Consider the following 14,993-nt stretch of genomic DNA (forward strand, 5'->3'; position numbering starts at 1 on the left):
CGGCGGCAACGTTTATCGATCGTCTCGTTCTGCAACCGTATTTTGGTACTGGCGTTTGCTGGGTCGAGCACTTTGTGCCGTTGCCTGTCCGGTTTGCTGGCCCTTATGATCTTCCGTTCGGAATTGAACGAGACGCAAAACGGGTTGGTTGATCATGGAATATCGAAGACTAGGACGCAGTGGCATCGTCGTTAGTGACATCTGCATGGGAACGATGACGTTCGGATTGCAGTGTGATGAGAAGCTAAGCCACAAGATCTGCGATACGGCTTATGACGCCGGAATCGACTTCTTTGATGCGGCAGAACTGTACCCAGTGCCGCCGTCGGCCGAACTATTCGGTGTGACAGAAGAGATCGTCGGACGGTGGATCAAAACCAAGCCTCGACACACAGTCATCGTGGCAACCAAGGTTACCGGGCCAGGACACGGTTGGTTCAAGCCACCGGTTCGCGACGGGAAGACAACACTCGATCGCCATCAAATCATCAAGGCGTGCGAAGACTCACTGCGTCGACTTGATTTGGACTATATCGATCTTTACCAAACCCATTGGCCAGACCATGGGATGCCCTATGAAGAAGTTCTCGGCGTGCTGACCGAATTGCGTGAAGAAGGAAAAATCCGCGCGTTCGGTGCGAGCAATGAAACCAGCTGGGGCATGATGAAAGCTTGCTGGACGGCGGACGTCTGTCAGTTGAATCGCTATGAAACCGTGCAGAACAACTTCAGTTTGATCAACCGGCGCTGCGAAAGTGAACTTGCACAGGTCTGCCGTCAGGAAGGGATCTCGTTGCTTCCCTATTCGCCGCTAGGTGGTGGTGTTTTGACGGGGAAATACCAGGATGGCCGACCCGAGGGTGCACGCTTCACTGCCTATCTGAATGGTGACGGCGAACGTCAAAAGCGGATGGCGATGCGGTTCGTGAACGACCGGACTTTAGAAACGACGCGGCGTCTAACGGAAATCGCCAAAGACATCGGCGTTTCCGTGACCGCACTTTCGGTCGCATGGAGTCGCCAGCATGACTTTGTCGCGTCGACGATCATCGGTGCAACATCCGTCGAACAATTGAACGAATCTTTAGAAGCGAAAGATCTAATCTTGGACGCCGAGACAATGCAGCGGATCGATGACATCGATGCTGAAATCCCGACTCCAATGACCGAGGATGGATTGCGTCGACTGTAGGGCGATGTGTGCTTCGGCAAAGCGAACCATTCCGAGGCAACATTCGGTGGGCCAGTGAAGTTAGAATTTCAAGACGATGAACCCCTTCGCTTGACCTCTCTTCACTCCCACTTCGGTGCCTGCCATGTTTCGATTCACGACCGCCCTCACGATCGCTGCTCTTTTGTCTGGAGCTGTGTTTGCCCAAAAAGGAAAGACTGCGAAAGACAAACCGAACCCAGACCAAAAGGTCGTTTATAAAACGGTCGGTGGCGTCGAACTACAGCTGCACGTTTTCAAACCCAAGAATGAGGACGTTGAACATCCGCGCGCCGCGATTGTGTTCTTCTTTGGTGGCGGATGGGTCGGCGGGACGCCATCGCAGTTTTATTCGCAGTCGCGAGCCTTGGCGGATCGAGGTATGGTCGCATTTTGCGCTCAATATCGCGTCAAAAAGCAGCACGGGACTTCGCCGAAAGAGTGTGTCGAAGATGGGAAATCGGCAATGCGTTGGGTCCGAAAACATGCCGCAGAGTTCAATGTTGATCCGAATCGTATCGCGGCTGGCGGTGGTTCAGCAGGTGGGCACGTGGCCGCCGCGACTGCAACCGTTGACCACTTCGATGCCGAAGGAGAGGACACCACGGTAAGTTGCCAACCGAACGCATTGGCTCTGTTCAATCCAGTCTACGACAACGGACCCGATGGCTACGGCTACGATCGGGTAAAAGAGTACTACAAAGAGATTTCGCCGATCCACAATCTGGACGAAGACGTTCCACCGACCATCGTGTTTTTGGGAACCAAAGATAAGCTAATCCCGGTTTCGACCGGAGAAGCATTCCGTGACAAATCAAAAGCTCTGGGTGTTCGCAGCGAATTACACCTCTATAAAGACGCGCCTCATGGATTTTTCAATCGTGACGAAGCGTTCGATGACACGCTGGAAAAAACGATCGCTTTCTTTGATTCGCTAGGCTACCTAGACAACTAAGTTGCTGATGCAACAGCTTCGGGGCATCAGCCGACGGGCGTTCACACTGGTTATTGCACTGAAACCGTGGCTAACGCCTTGCGGCTAATCCTAAAATCGAGCTGGAACGAAGCACTGTATTTCCAGCAAGCACTGTATTTACAGTAAGCACAGCCCGGACAATTCGGATCAATGCAGATGACCCATGTGCTGGCCATTGTCGCCCAGTTTGCGCTTTCGGCGGCTTTGGTCATTTCGATCCGCTGGCGACCGTTTCCGATCTGGATGTTGATCGCCGCAGCGCCAGGGGCTGCGCTGGCGATCGCGGCGTGGTTCGGAATCGGGTTCCGCAACATCCGAATTCAACCGACCGTAACCGAAAAAACAACGTTGGTGACGAGCGGTGCCTACGCTGTCGTGCGTCATCCGATGTACGCAGGCTTGCTTTGGTTTACTGCGGCAAGCCTTGCTACACCGTTTGCGTTCGAGCGGTGCCTGATGTGGGGCTGTTTATTGATCGTTCTGGACGCCAAAGCCAGAACTGAAGAACGCGAGATGAGCCATCGCTTCGCTGAATATGAAGACTACCGAAGTCGCACCGGAAGGCTTTTCCCGAAGCTAATCCAGCGTCGTTGAAAACGGCTTCGCGGAATCTCGGTGGACCTATTGCCCTGGCGGAATCGAAGTGGCGTTGAAGCTTCCTCTTGCGCCCCCGCCGACAGCCGATTCAAATCGGCTGCTGCGCATAAAGAAAGGCAAGTGAACGCTAGTGAAATAGCGATCACTTGCCAATCGATTGCGAACGAGCGTTGACGATCGTTTTTTATTCGGAAATGACGACCGAATTCGAAACCGAGTTGCCAAGGTTTTCAAAGTCCATCAACGACCAGACAACTTTCTTGTCACGGGTCAGTTCGATGATTTGAGGTTGCCCTGGTCCGGCATGGCAGTTGCCAAACACAATGTTTCCGTTCGGCATGACTTGTAGGGTGGTCACCCAGGCCAAGGTGATTCCCGGCAGATCGTTCTGTTCAACTTTCCAAACGATCTCTTTCGCTGGTGTGACTTCCAGCAGGCTATGTCCATTACCAGTTGCGATCAGGGTGTTGCCATTTTCTAAACGGACTGCACTGAAGACCGCATCACCGAAGGCTTCGGGGCCATGTCCACCCTTCGCTTCCTTGCCGAACATCGGAACGTCGTAGTCCCAAATGATCTTTCCGTCACGGTTGTACTCACGCACAAATCCGTCGCCTTCTTGCGCGATTAGGTAGGTCCAGTCGTCACCTTTGACAATCGGGTGAACAAGACGCGTATCGCGGTGAGGGTGCGGGTTATCACGCTTGAGATCAAATTTACGATCGACCTTTCCATCGCGATCGATTTCGTAAATGGTCCCCTGGCCGCTGAGTGCAACCATCAGATTACCATTTGGCAGCGGTGCAACCGAGTGAAGTTCGACACGCCGCTTATCGGTCAGCTTGCGTGATTCGAATTTCCACACAACTTCGTGAGACTGGCCGTCCAGTTCAACGATTTCGGTGTTCTGGTGTGTGAGAATATTTCCGTTCTTGAGAACGTGGATGTCGTGCGGTGCACCACTCAGTTGTGCTTTGCCGGTGCAATTTCCATCGGCGTCGAACCAGCACAGCGTGCCGCCTTCGTTGGCGACAACAGGGTGACCAGCTTGTGCCACACCTAGAGTGCAAAGGGACAGAACAAGAGTCGAGAAGACACGTCGCATCGGTTTCAATACGGTCATAGATACGTTTTTAGAAAGGGAGGCAAAATGGGGACGCAGCGGAACGCTATTGATCGCTCGGCAATTGACCGTCGGATAGGTAGGTCGGTTTCTGCCAAGGGATCATTCCACCACGTTGGATATGGTGGCGTAGCGAACGTTTCATTTCATTCGCAATTCGCGGATTTTTGCTGATGACATCCTCAGTTTCATAGGGGTCATTCTGGATGTCATAGAGCTCCAGCGGCGAGAACGGATCATTGCGAAGCAGTTTCCATCGTCCTCGCACAAGTGCATGGTATGCCCCACCCACGTAGCGATTGTTTCCTTCGCGGCGAACGAAATAAAGCTCACGTTCGGCGGGGGGCATCGGCTGACCGTTAAGCACAGGGACGAGGCTGACCGCGTCCGTGCCGGGATCGGCTACACCTGAGGCAAGTTCGACAAAAGTAGCGTGCAAATCAAAGTTCAGTCCAGCATAATCGCTTGTCGTTCCCGCCACATTGTGATTTGGCGTGCGAATAATGAAAGGGACTCTCAAACCGCCGTCATAGTGGCTCTGTTTGCCGTCTCGCCAAGGCAGGTTTCGCTGGGCATGCGGGATCGAACCGCCGTTGTCGCTGGTGAACGCCACCACCGTATTTTCGCTAAGTCCAAGCTTCTCGATTCGATCAAGAAATCGACCGACATTGTGGTCCAAGTGCTCGACCAGTGCGACGTTCTTCGCACGCTTGAGGTCCATGTCGGGATACGCTTCGCGAGTTTTATCAAGCCAATCGTCTGGCGGCTGAATCGGAAAGTGTGGTGCGTTGTACGCCAAGTACAAAAAGAACGGCTGGCTTTCGTTCTGCGACCGCTCGCTGACATATTCCATCGCCCAATCGGTAAATAGATCAGTCGCATGACCTTTGGGATCGATCACTTGGTCGCCCAGACGCATAAAGTTCTTTCCGCCGCGCAGGTGGGTGTAGTAGTCATCCATCATGTCGCCAAGAAAGCCATGGAAATGATCAAATCCACGCTCCGGTGGAGTGTTCGGCGTGTCCAGGCCGAGGTGCCATTTCCCGACCGCCGCGGTGTGATACCCTGCATCACCCAGCCGATTTGCCAGAGTGCTTAGCGATGGTGACAGATAACCCCAATTGTTCTCGGGCTCGGTTCGGATGACACCTGGGACTCCAGAGCGGTCTGCATATCGGCCCGTCATTATCGCCGCTCTTGTCGGCGAGCAGACCGTGCAGTTCGCTCGCATCTGTGTGAAAGTAATCCCCTGTTGAGCCAGGCGATCGATGTTAGGCGTTTTGATGTCAGGTGCACCCTGGTAGCTCACATCTCCATAGCCAAGGTCATCCGCAATGATCAAAACCAAGTTTGGCCGAGTGGCTGATTCGGCTTTTGCGAGGGCAATAAACTTAGCGTTTGTGAACTGGCCGAAGACTGCGATAAGGAAAAGTGCAGCGGTTTTTGAAAGTGATTGACGCTGCAATACCCGGCGGCAACCGGAGTGCGTCGCGGCAAGGAGTTGAATCATGTTGAACCCATTCTTTGGAATGCTGGCGCTGTTGGTAGGCTGGCACTGGCTGTCAGTACCTGGCTTTCAGCATCACTAGCGCTCAAATCAAGTTTGTGGTCCGTCGTGAAAGTCGCGTTCGTGATGCGCGAAATAAAGAAGATCGCGGTCGGTAAACTGCGACAGTGATCCACTGGCGGTAAGGAACCAAGTTTAGCTCCCGCGCATAGTTTCTTATTTCTCACCCCCCAAGTCAAATCCTAGCGGCGATTGGGTCGATCTTAAGATATGCCATGGAGCGTACAGTGGATCAAATGCCGCGAGGGCAGCAACTGAGCTTGGTTGGCGTTTTGAAGCGACATGCCATAGGTATTGCACACCTTCACGGACTTGCACCGTGTCCCGCTTCGTGATTCAACTCAAAGTTTGCTACGGTTCCAGTATTCCAGCAGACCGGTTCTCGTCTCGTTGGGTTGCTTTCGCAATTCGTTCGAACATTTCAGCGGAAAGCCAGCCATGTTCGATCGCAATTTTGGCGGCTTGGACACTGTCGTCGATCAAGTACATAGGAACGCCAACTTCAGCAGCTTGGCGGACATACTGATCAACTTTCTCGTCATGGTTGCTGGCGAAACCTGGATCGATGTCGCGAATGAAGATGCCGGAGATTCGGTCTGGGAATTCTTTCGCGGCGTTCGCGTACAACCGAGCATCTTCCTGTCCAGAATCGCCAAACAGAAGAAACGGCAATTCATCGAACGTGTTAATTAAACGTCTTGCCTTGTCGAGTTTGTGATCGTGCCCCGATTTCAAAAACTTGTTCTCATCGAAGCCCAGATCACGCAACAGCAAGGGGCCAGGCGGAATAGCATTTAGTTCTAGAAAATCTTCGAGCACATCGTAGAGGTTCCAGGGCGAACTGGAGACGTAGAAAATCGGGTTCGTCGGGTAGTCGTCCCTGCCGTTCTGCAATCGATCGTATAGTTCGGCAACGCCGTTAAGCGGCGCTCGCGTTCGAGCATTGCCAAAGAACGTCAGCTTTGCCATGGTTGCGATATCCGTCGCACCGGTGTGAAGGATCGTGTCGTCTACATCGCTGATGATTCCAAACTTTGCTTCTTCGGGGACCATCATCACGGGACAGGTTGTTCGATCAGTTTGCCGCCGAGTGCTTGTTGATTCAATAATTCGCAAGCTCGCAACATCCCAGAAAACGTCAGCCAGTCCTTTCGGTCTTGGTAGCCGCAGATGAAAGTAGCCCTCGGCGTCACTTGTCGCCAAGTTTCGCTCCCCGCCAAAAGTTGCCTCAATCTGCACACCAGGTACTTCATCACTCGCAAAACGTCGGATGGTGTTTGTTAGATTCTCCCACCACTGATCTTCATGAAAGTCAGGATCGATCGGCGGGTTGGTGAGGACTCGGCCATGCAACTGAACTGTGTCTGACGATGCATAACCCATGTACGCTTGAATCTTCGGTATGCCCTCACGACCAAAGCGCTTGCGCAAACGGCGAATCCCTGCATCGGCCAAATCGTCGGCAGAGGAGATCGTTCTCGTCAACCAAGATTTCCATTGACGTTGCCAGGTCGATCTTGGTGGTTCATTCATGATGGCGTTTTTCATTGAGGCGAGGCTGCGGTTCGAGGGGAACATAAGCTCGCAAGCAATGTGCCAAACAATTCCTAATTTCTAGATGTGCTGCATTCCTGCATGTTTCAATCGGCTCGCAGGAATTTGAATTCCAGGGGCCATCGCGAATGGCATGGGACGAGAACGTTGTTCATCGAAGGATGACCATTGGTTCTGTATTGATTGAGCAAAGTCTCGATTGGGCAAAGTCCTTCCGGTATCAGTCTAAGACGGCTTTGTCCGGATCTCGATCGACTGCCTCACCGTCGATATCTTCAGCCTTGCGAGCCCGTTCCACCCTGAGTTGGACCTCCTCATCGTCCCCTTCCTTTTCTTCAATCACGTCGTGGTCATCCGAGTTCCATGGTTCCAGACGCAAGTCGATCATCATCGGGAAGTGGTCTGAGCCAACTTTGGGAAGACGCTGAATCTTCGAAACCGTGAAATGAGGTGAATGGAAAACGTGGTCGAGCGGGTATCTCAAAAACCAGTGATCGGCGTGAAATGTATTGAAGAAGCCGCGTCCGCGTCGCGGGTCTAGCAAACCGCTAGTTCTGAGAAATAACCGAGTTGTCGATGACCAGGCCACGTCGTTCAAATCGCCGCCGATGATAACTGGCATCGTTTCGTCCTCCAGCTCCTTGCCCCATATCGTCAGCTCAGCGTCACGAGCTGTCGCGTCGTTGCCACGCCATGGTTCTGGTGGCCGAGGATGGACCGCGACCACCCGCATTAAGTCGCCGTTCTCGAGTTCTATCATTGCGTCGATCGATGGGATGTCTTCTTGAACCAAGTATCTGACTTGATGTTCCTTGATCGGTAAACGCGAAAGCATGACCATCCCGTACCAATTGTCTTGCGGCCGGACAACACGATGTGGATAGCGTTCAATTAGCGGTTTAATCGCATCGACCCAAGCTTCGTCCGGCTCCAGCACGACCAACACGTCGGGGTCTGCGTTTTCGATGACTTCTAACCAACGATCGTATTGTTGGTTCTCCTTCTCAACATTGGACAGGACGACTCGAATCGTCCGAGCATCTTCCAGGTGTGATTTTCGTTCGGCAGCGGATGTCGCCTTTGCCTGCACGGGAAAAAGCGGTGTGTACGGAACGATTAGAAAGCCGTGCCAGAGAGTTAGAAATGCCGCAGGCAGCAAGAACCAACGGTATGAAAGCACCGCCGGTCCGAAACCACAAAGACGCCATATTCCAAAGGCGATGACAATCAACCAACCGATCACGATGATTTGGACGCGAGGGAAGTCCCACCCGCGGATCAACCAATGCGGGTGAGAACTTAATGTCAGCAACGAACCCAGGACGAGCACGGCGAGTAGCAGAAATAACACGATTTCGACGGCGGCCTTCATAGGTAGCGATGCCTAACGATCAATCAGAGTTGCGTAAAAATTCTTGGTATCAGTTCACGCTAATGCAATTCATGCGCCACGGCGGTTTTTGAAACGCGGAATGCGGCACCCGTCGTACCCATGTCGGTGTCCCGCGAGGTCTTCGAGGCCTGAGTTGGTCTAAATAATGCGAGCGAAGATCGTTGTCGGACGCTCTCCGACCAGCTTGGGCGATAGGGAGTCATCGCAGCCGCCATCGATCGAACGAGCGATAGTCGCATGTCGACTGAATCACGCCAGTACTGTCGATGGCATCCGGCTTCCAGCTGGTGAATCTTCTCAGGTGGCGAATCTTTTCTGTTGTATGGTCGAAAAGTGACCGCCAACGACGGAAGCGACAGTTCGCGCGTTTGAAGAAAGTAGGTGAAGCCGAGGAATGATGCGAATAGACCGAATCCAACTTCGCAATTGGTGTCGAGAGTCCGTTTACCCACTCGCTCGATTCAACCCATCAAGTGACACCCGATGTCAGTTGTCCAGAATCTCTTGAGGGCATTCCGTCAACGGTACGATGTGTCGCGCATGGTGAGCTAATTATTAACTGACCAACACCCTTTTATCGCTGGTGCAGACCATGGACTCAGGATCGAGCGTTCAGGACAACGAACTGTTTGACGAGCTGATCATCGAATTTGTTGATTCACTTCGAGGCTATCTTGAACGTATGGACTCGTTTGTCGAGAGCAAGGATCTCGAAGCACTCGGCCGGGAAGCTCATAAGTTGAAAGGGTGTTCGGGAACACTCGGTTTCCAAAAGATTCGTCTTCGAAGCGAGTTGTTGGAGCATCAAGTCCGCGCCGAATTCTGGGAGGAGATCACGCCTTCCGTCAAAGGACTCTGGGACGAAATTGGCGATGTCAACATCGACCATATCCGCGAACGTTATGCCTTGACCCAGCAGGGATAAATCCGCTTTTCCTCGCGATGCCTCCGTTCTTGAAAACTACCGGGTTGAAGGTGAGTGAGTATGACAGCGTCCCTCAACTTTCCAAGTTGAGAACGCTGAGTAGATTCTCTGTGCGTGCTGAAGGCCTCGTGGATGCGTTTTCGATTCGGAGAATCGATCGACATTAGTGTCCCTCAACTTTCCAAGTTGAGAACGCTGGGTAGTTGCTCTGTGCGTGCTGAAGGCCTCGTAGATGTGTTTTCGATTCGGAGAATCGATCGACACTAGTGTCCCTCAACTTTCCAAGTTGAGAACGCTGGGTAGATGCTCTGTGCGTGCTGAAGGCCTCGTGGATGCGTTTTCGATTCGGAGAATCGAACGACATTAGTGTCCCTCAACTTTCCAAGTTGCGAACGCTGGGTAGTTGCTCTGTGCGTGCCGAAGGCCTCGTGGATGTGTTTTCGATTCGGTGAATCGATCGACACTAGTGTCGCTCAACTTTCCAAGTTGAGAAGGCTGCGGAGGTACTCTCGATTCGGCGAATCGATCGACATTGGTCAGAGAACGCGTCTTGTCAGACCTAAACGCTTGCGCGGGTAATCGCAGCGATTCGCACCATTGATTCGATGAAATGGTGTCCAGTGGCCTCGCTAGCCCACGCCAGGGTGAAAATTGCGTATCTTAGCGCCCGAGATATTTCCAGTCGTCGCACGCTGAAATTCGATCGGTGTCATCCGCAAATGCAGCGTTTCGACAGTCGAAGAAACGTCGCTTGCACGTTCCTGAACGAGTGGGAATCTCTGCGGCCGATCTAACCCAAGGCCGCGTTTCAACATGCCCCTCCGTCCGCCAATCCCTTCGGCGGGCAACTGTTATTCCATCGTAAACGATCGAAAAAGAGGACACAGATGTCAAAACCAGTTCGCATTGCAATGATTGGCTTGGGATTCGGTGCTGAATTCATTCCGATCTATCAAGCGTATCCTGGCGCCGATGTCGTTGCACTTTGCCGTCGCAACGAGGCTGAGCTAAACAAGTCGGCTGATCAGTTCGGCATCGAAAAACGATACACCGATTACGATGCCGTCCTTGCCGATCCTGACATCGACTACGTGCATATAAATAGCCCGATTCCGGATCACGCATGGATGTCGCTTAAAGCGCTTGATGCTGGCAAGCACGTGATGTGCACGGTGCCGATGGCAACGACCATCGAAGAATGCCAGCAGATCGTCGAAAAGGTCAACGAGACTGGTTTGAAATACATGATGGCCGAAACCGTGGTTTACAGCCGCGAGTTCCTCTACATCAAAGATCTTTTCCAGAAAGGTGAGCTGGGCGAAATTCAGCACCTTGCCGCATCGCACCCACAAGACATGGACGGTTGGCCAAGTTACTGGGAAGCGATGATTCCCATGCACTATGCGACTCATGTTGTTAGCCCTTGTTTGGGGCTGACTGATTCATTAGCGGAGTACGTTAGCTGTTTTGGCTCTGGTCGTGTTCGTGATTCGATCGCCGAAAAATCTGGCAACAAGTTTGCTGTGGAGTCCTGTCACATCAAGCTTCAAGACAGTGATGTCGTTGCCCACATCTGGCGTTTCCTCTATGACGTCGCAAGACAATATCGTGAAAGCTTTGACGTTTATGGGACCAAGAAAAGCTTCGAATGGACATTGGTCGAAAACGAGCCGCATGTCATTCATACCGCGAAGAAGCCGGAACCCGAAATTCCAGAAAAGATCGAAGTGCCCGATTTCGCGCACTTACTGCCGGCCGAGATTCAAAAGTTCACAATGCCGTCGGAGATTCATGATGCCGATCACCTGTCATTCATCCAAGGTGGCGGACACGGCGGATCACACCCGCATTTGGTCCACGAAATGGTCAGCGCGGTGAAAGAAGATCGTGACCCATGGCCCAATGCTGTGACCAGCGCCAACTGGACCTGTGTGGGACTTTGTGCTCACGAGTCGGCGCTTCGTGGCGGGGAGAAAGTTCAGCTTCCCGAATTCACGCTCAAGCGTTAAGCGACGTTCTTTCGCGATCAATCGCGGCGTCTCTGTTCAGCCTGTTTCTCTCCATGATCGACCCTGTGATGTTCCCTATGAATTGGTTCCGAGTAGCCATCGGTGTGGCGTTATGCAATGTCCTGCTACCGATTTGGCCGTTATCCGCAGTCGATTTGGTTCCTCCGGTGATCGTGGAAGAAGGTTGGGAGATCGAACTGGTCAAAGCTGAACCGGATATCGTGACGCCTGTCATGTGTGTGTGTGATCACGAAGGTCGCTTACTGGTGATCGAATCTCACACTCACTTTCCGCCGGAAGGTTACGATGGTCCTGATCATGACCGCATCATTCGGTTGTCGGACAGCAATGGCGATGGCACGCTTGATCGTCGTGAAGTGTTTTTTGACCAAGGCAAGTTCACGATGGGTTTGGCAATACTGGACGACAATTGGATTGCCGTTACACATCGTGATAAGGTGCTGCGTATTCGCGATGCCGACGGAGACGGGCAGGCCGAACAGGTCGAAGTCCTCGCCGAACTGGATACCAACGCCAACTACCCGCACAACGGATTGGGCGGATTGGTAGCCGCAGCAGACGGTTGGCTTTACGTGGGCCAGGGCGAGAACTTTGGCGAAGATTACCAGCTTGTCGGTAAAGATGGCCGAACACAAAAGGGTGGCGGCGAAGGCGGCAATATCTTTCGCATCCGGTTCGATGGAACCCAGCTGGAACGCTTTGCGACTGGATTTTGGAATCCGTTCGGGATGTGCTTCGACTCCGCGGATCGACTTTGGTGTGTCGGAAATGATCCTGACGCGATGCCACCGTGTCGCCTGATGCATGTCGTGCGCGGTGGTGATTATGGATTTGAATTCCAATTCGGACGTGGAGGAACTCATCCGCTGCAGTCATGGATGGGTGAACTTCCTGTGACGATGCCGCCTGCCGCAGGCACCGGTGAAGCTCCTTGCGCCGTTGTTCCGATCGGCGACCGGTTGTGGGTTTCCAGCTGGGGCGACAACCGCGTCGAAGCTTATCGACTTCGGGAAAATGGCGGCACATGGGTAAGCGAAACTGAAACGGTGTTGCAGGGCGACACTCTATTCCGTCCGGTCGGAATAGCGCTCGCGCCCGATCATTCGATTTACATCACCGATTGGGTCCGACGTGACTACTCAGTCCACCAGACCGGCCGAATCTGGAGGCTGAAACCAGTGTCCGGTAAAGCTGCTTCGGGTGTCATTCCGGGACTCAGTTCTGTCGAAAAAGAATCGGCAAGTGCCGGTGACGAGATGGATCTGACGGCATTGTTACAGCAAGCCACTGACAACGACGTTTTTGTTGCACAGGCTGCTATCACACGTCTTGCAGAATTGGAAAGTCTGCCCAGTCCCGATGAGGTCGTCCAACACAAGTCCCCGCAAAAGCTTGCCTTGATGGCAGCATGGCGTTGGCGGGAGCTATGTGATCGAGATTCGCTAACCGAAGTCCAAAGGCGAATGATGTTATCGGATGCGTTCGAGGATTTGGACGAAGACACAACCTTGTTCGGATTGCGTTGGGCTGCGGAACGCAAAGATCGAGAATTGGTTGCTGAGATTCAGCAGGTGTTGAAACGAGATTTGCTGACGACACGTCTATTCGAAGTTGCCGTTGCCACCATTTCATTTCTCGAAAACGGGACTGCTCGCAGCGGCGTGCGTGATCCGGCTCGAGAGAAACTATTGGCGGAGTTAGCATCAGACCAGACAAGATCACCAGAGATCCGCGCACTGGCGATTCAGCGGATTCCTGCTGCGGCGGACCAACCTGGTGGCGATCAAATCACCGCTTGGGTAAAGGAATCCGAGTCGCCACAACTGCAACGCGAATCGGTTCGATTGTTGATTGATCGGGGAACGGAAGCTGACGCAAAACGATTGCATTCGTTTGCGGTTGATTCAAGTTTACCGATAGCCATTCGCGCCGACGCGATTTCGGGCTTGTCCAACTTTGTTGCGTCCTACGAATCGGGGCTTCGGGCACTTGAAATGAACGCATCCGAACCAAACGAGATTCGTGAAGAGGCAAGGCGAGTCCTGTCGCGAATCGAAGGTTCAAATCGTCAAAAGCGTCCGGCTGTCGATGATTTTGATGCTTGGTTTCGTTTGGTCGGAAATGGAGGCGACGCCGAAGCCGGCGCGCGTGTCTTTCAGCGAGCCACTTGCAGTAAATGCCACCTCAGCCATGGTCGAGGAGCAATGACGGGGCCTGATCTGACAAATTTGGTTGGACAACCACGCAAACGGCTGCTGCGATCAATTTTGTACCCGAGTGAGGAAGTCGGTCCGCTTTATGTGCCTTGGAAAATTGTCACAACGGAGGGCAACGTTCTGATTGGACTAAAAACGCCTACTCCCGGTGTGGGTGGGGCGATCGGATTCCAAGCAGCTGATGGAAGTTCGTTTTCGGTTAAACTCGAAGACATCGAATTTCATTCCTTCAGCGATCAGTCGATCATGCCGAAAGGTTTAGAGCAAACGCTGTCGATCGGCGAATTGCGTGACTTGCTCGCTTATCTTGAATCAACCGAAACTGATTAACGTAAACATCCGATGCGATGCAAAAGTTGACGTGGCTTGACGATCTTCTTGATGCCGCAAAGGAATTTGGGTTTTCGTTGATGGGGATCTGCCCTGCAGTCGATGCGGCGGGATTTCATCGACTGATCGATTGGGTTCAAGCTGGGAATTGTGCGGGAATGGAGTATTTCTCCAACCGCATCGACGCATACCGAAATCCCGATGGCGTCATGCCCGGTACAAAAAGCATCATTGCTTTGGCGTACCCGTATTTCGCCAATCCGAGTTCTAGTGGTGTATCTGGTCAGGGGCGTGTTGCGCGATACGCTTGGTCCGGGATCGACTACCACGACACGATACACAGCCACTTTAAAGCGATCAAAAAACTGGTTCGCGATTGTTCACCGGAGGTTAGCCTCCGCGGGTGTGTCGACACCGCCCCGCTGCTTGAACGTGAGCTTGCGGAGCTGGCGGGTTTAGGTTGGCGGGGCAAAAATACGTTGCTGCTCAACCGGGCTCAGGGCAGTTATTTCTTTCTCGCATGTTTGCTGGTTGACCAGCAATTGCCGTACGACCAGCCAGACGACAAGTCTTATTGTGGCAGTTGCACTGCTTGCTTGGATGCCTGTCCGACGGATGCATTTGTCGATGCAGGGATTTTAGATGCAAGAAAGTGCATCAGTTACCTGACGATCGAGCACCGAGGTGAAATCGATCCGAAATATCGGGATGCGATTGGAGATTGGGTGTTTGGATGTGATGTTTGCCAGGAAGTTTGCCCGTGGAACCGCAAGCCGACTCGCAACGCGTCGCCGATCGATGAAGCGGCCCTGACAGACTTTGTCGATCTGATCGCGGTTCTTCAAATGGACGAATCTGAATTTAGAACACGATATCGAAAATCACCGTTCTGGAGAACGAAATTACAAGGGATGCAGCGAAACGCGGCAATCGTGCTTGGTAATCAAGGCTGCCGCGATGCGATCCCCGTTTTGCAGGAACGATCACTCGGCGAAGATCCGGTCGTTGCCGAAGCGTGCCGATGGGCGATCAAGAAAATCGAAGGCGAATAAGCCAATGGCTTTCAGGTGCC

Annotated in this window: 12 protein-coding genes; 7 read left to right on the forward strand and 5 right to left on the reverse strand. The window is 52.8% G+C overall.

Features of this window, described 5'->3' with window-relative positions; all coding sequences use genetic code 11:
• Window positions 1-154: 154 nt before the first annotated feature.
• The 3 genes from LOC67_RS21590 to LOC67_RS21600 all read left to right on the forward strand — a co-directional run bounded on the left by LOC67_RS21590 (window position 155) and on the right by LOC67_RS21600 (window position 2,780).
• A complete protein-coding gene (locus LOC67_RS21590) occupies window positions 155-1,192 on the forward strand; it encodes an aldo/keto reductase (protein WP_230264889.1) in 1,038 nt (345 codons plus the stop codon).
• Between the two features lie 124 nt (window positions 1,193-1,316).
• Window positions 1,317-2,165: an alpha/beta hydrolase gene (locus LOC67_RS21595; protein ID WP_230264890.1), complete on the forward strand. Its 849-nt coding sequence runs from the start codon at window positions 1,317-1,319 to the stop codon at window positions 2,163-2,165.
• Between the two features lie 177 nt (window positions 2,166-2,342).
• Window positions 2,343-2,780, forward strand: a complete 438-nt coding sequence (locus LOC67_RS21600; RefSeq protein ID WP_230264891.1) for a methyltransferase family protein — start codon at window positions 2,343-2,345, stop codon at window positions 2,778-2,780.
• A gap of 187 nt (window positions 2,781-2,967) precedes the next feature.
• On the opposite strand, the gene LOC67_RS21605 is transcribed toward LOC67_RS21600, so the two are convergent.
• The 5 genes from LOC67_RS21605 to LOC67_RS21625 all read right to left on the reverse strand — a co-directional run bounded on the left by LOC67_RS21605 (window position 2,968) and on the right by LOC67_RS21625 (window position 8,872).
• Entirely contained in the window at window positions 2,968-3,906 is a 939-nt protein-coding gene (locus LOC67_RS21605) for a PQQ-binding-like beta-propeller repeat protein (RefSeq protein ID WP_230264892.1), read from the reverse strand.
• 46 nt (window positions 3,907-3,952) lie between these two features.
• Window positions 3,953-5,416 (reverse strand): sulfatase-like hydrolase/transferase, encoded by a 1,464-nt coding sequence (locus tag LOC67_RS21610; protein WP_230264893.1) that lies wholly within the window; start codon window positions 5,414-5,416, stop codon window positions 3,953-3,955.
• A 408-nt stretch (window positions 5,417-5,824) separates the two neighbouring features.
• Entirely contained in the window at window positions 5,825-7,006 is a 1,182-nt protein-coding gene (locus tag LOC67_RS21615) for an App1 family protein (protein ID WP_230264894.1), read from the reverse strand.
• A 241-nt stretch (window positions 7,007-7,247) separates the two neighbouring features.
• Window positions 7,248-8,399 (reverse strand): endonuclease/exonuclease/phosphatase family protein, encoded by a 1,152-nt coding sequence (locus LOC67_RS21620; protein ID WP_230264895.1) that lies wholly within the window; start codon window positions 8,397-8,399, stop codon window positions 7,248-7,250.
• 59 nt (window positions 8,400-8,458) lie between these two features.
• Window positions 8,459-8,872: a hypothetical protein gene (locus LOC67_RS21625; RefSeq protein WP_230264896.1), complete on the reverse strand. Its 414-nt coding sequence runs from the start codon at window positions 8,870-8,872 to the stop codon at window positions 8,459-8,461.
• A gap of 140 nt (window positions 8,873-9,012) precedes the next feature.
• On the opposite strand from LOC67_RS21625, the gene LOC67_RS21630 reads away from it, so the two are divergent.
• The 4 genes from LOC67_RS21630 (at window position 9,013) to queG (ending at window position 14,973) form a co-directional block, all read left to right on the forward strand.
• Window positions 9,013-9,345, forward strand: a complete 333-nt coding sequence (locus LOC67_RS21630) for an Hpt domain-containing protein (RefSeq protein ID WP_230264897.1) — start codon at window positions 9,013-9,015, stop codon at window positions 9,343-9,345.
• 887 nt (window positions 9,346-10,232) lie between these two features.
• Window positions 10,233-11,354 (forward strand): Gfo/Idh/MocA family protein, encoded by a 1,122-nt coding sequence (locus LOC67_RS21635; protein WP_230264898.1) that lies wholly within the window; start codon window positions 10,233-10,235, stop codon window positions 11,352-11,354.
• Between the two features lie 77 nt (window positions 11,355-11,431).
• Complete coding sequence (locus tag LOC67_RS21640) at window positions 11,432-13,921, forward strand: PVC-type heme-binding CxxCH protein (RefSeq protein ID WP_230264899.1); 2,490 nt, start codon at window positions 11,432-11,434, stop codon at window positions 13,919-13,921.
• Between the two features lie 17 nt (window positions 13,922-13,938).
• A complete protein-coding gene (gene queG, locus LOC67_RS21645; protein ID WP_230264900.1) occupies window positions 13,939-14,973 on the forward strand; it encodes a tRNA epoxyqueuosine(34) reductase QueG in 1,035 nt (344 codons plus the stop codon).
• Window positions 14,974-14,993 lie beyond the last annotated feature (20 nt).

Source organism: Stieleria sp. JC731 (assembly GCF_020966635.1).
GTDB lineage: Bacteria > Planctomycetota > Planctomycetia > Pirellulales > Pirellulaceae > Stieleria.

Coding starts and splice junctions, on each gene's coding strand:
- LOC67_RS21590 (WP_230264889.1), top strand. CDS start 155: ATGGAATATCGAAGACTAGGACGCAGTGGCATCGTCGTTAGTGACATC.
- LOC67_RS21595 (WP_230264890.1), top strand. CDS start 1,317: ATGTTTCGATTCACGACCGCCCTCACGATCGCTGCTCTTTTGTCTGGA.
- LOC67_RS21600 (WP_230264891.1), top strand. CDS start 2,343: ATGACCCATGTGCTGGCCATTGTCGCCCAGTTTGCGCTTTCGGCGGCT.
- LOC67_RS21605 (WP_230264892.1), bottom strand. CDS start 3,906: ATGACCGTATTGAAACCGATGCGACGTGTCTTCTCGACTCTTGTTCTG.
- LOC67_RS21610 (WP_230264893.1), bottom strand. CDS start 5,416: ATGATTCAACTCCTTGCCGCGACGCACTCCGGTTGCCGCCGGGTATTG.
- LOC67_RS21615 (WP_230264894.1), bottom strand. CDS start 7,006: ATGAATGAACCACCAAGATCGACCTGGCAACGTCAATGGAAATCTTGG.
- LOC67_RS21620 (WP_230264895.1), bottom strand. CDS start 8,399: ATGAAGGCCGCCGTCGAAATCGTGTTATTTCTGCTACTCGCCGTGCTC.
- LOC67_RS21630 (WP_230264897.1), top strand. CDS start 9,013: ATGGACTCAGGATCGAGCGTTCAGGACAACGAACTGTTTGACGAGCTG.
- LOC67_RS21635 (WP_230264898.1), top strand. CDS start 10,233: ATGTCAAAACCAGTTCGCATTGCAATGATTGGCTTGGGATTCGGTGCT.
- LOC67_RS21640 (WP_230264899.1), top strand. CDS start 11,432: ATGAATTGGTTCCGAGTAGCCATCGGTGTGGCGTTATGCAATGTCCTG.
- queG (WP_230264900.1), top strand. CDS start 13,939: ATGCAAAAGTTGACGTGGCTTGACGATCTTCTTGATGCCGCAAAGGAA.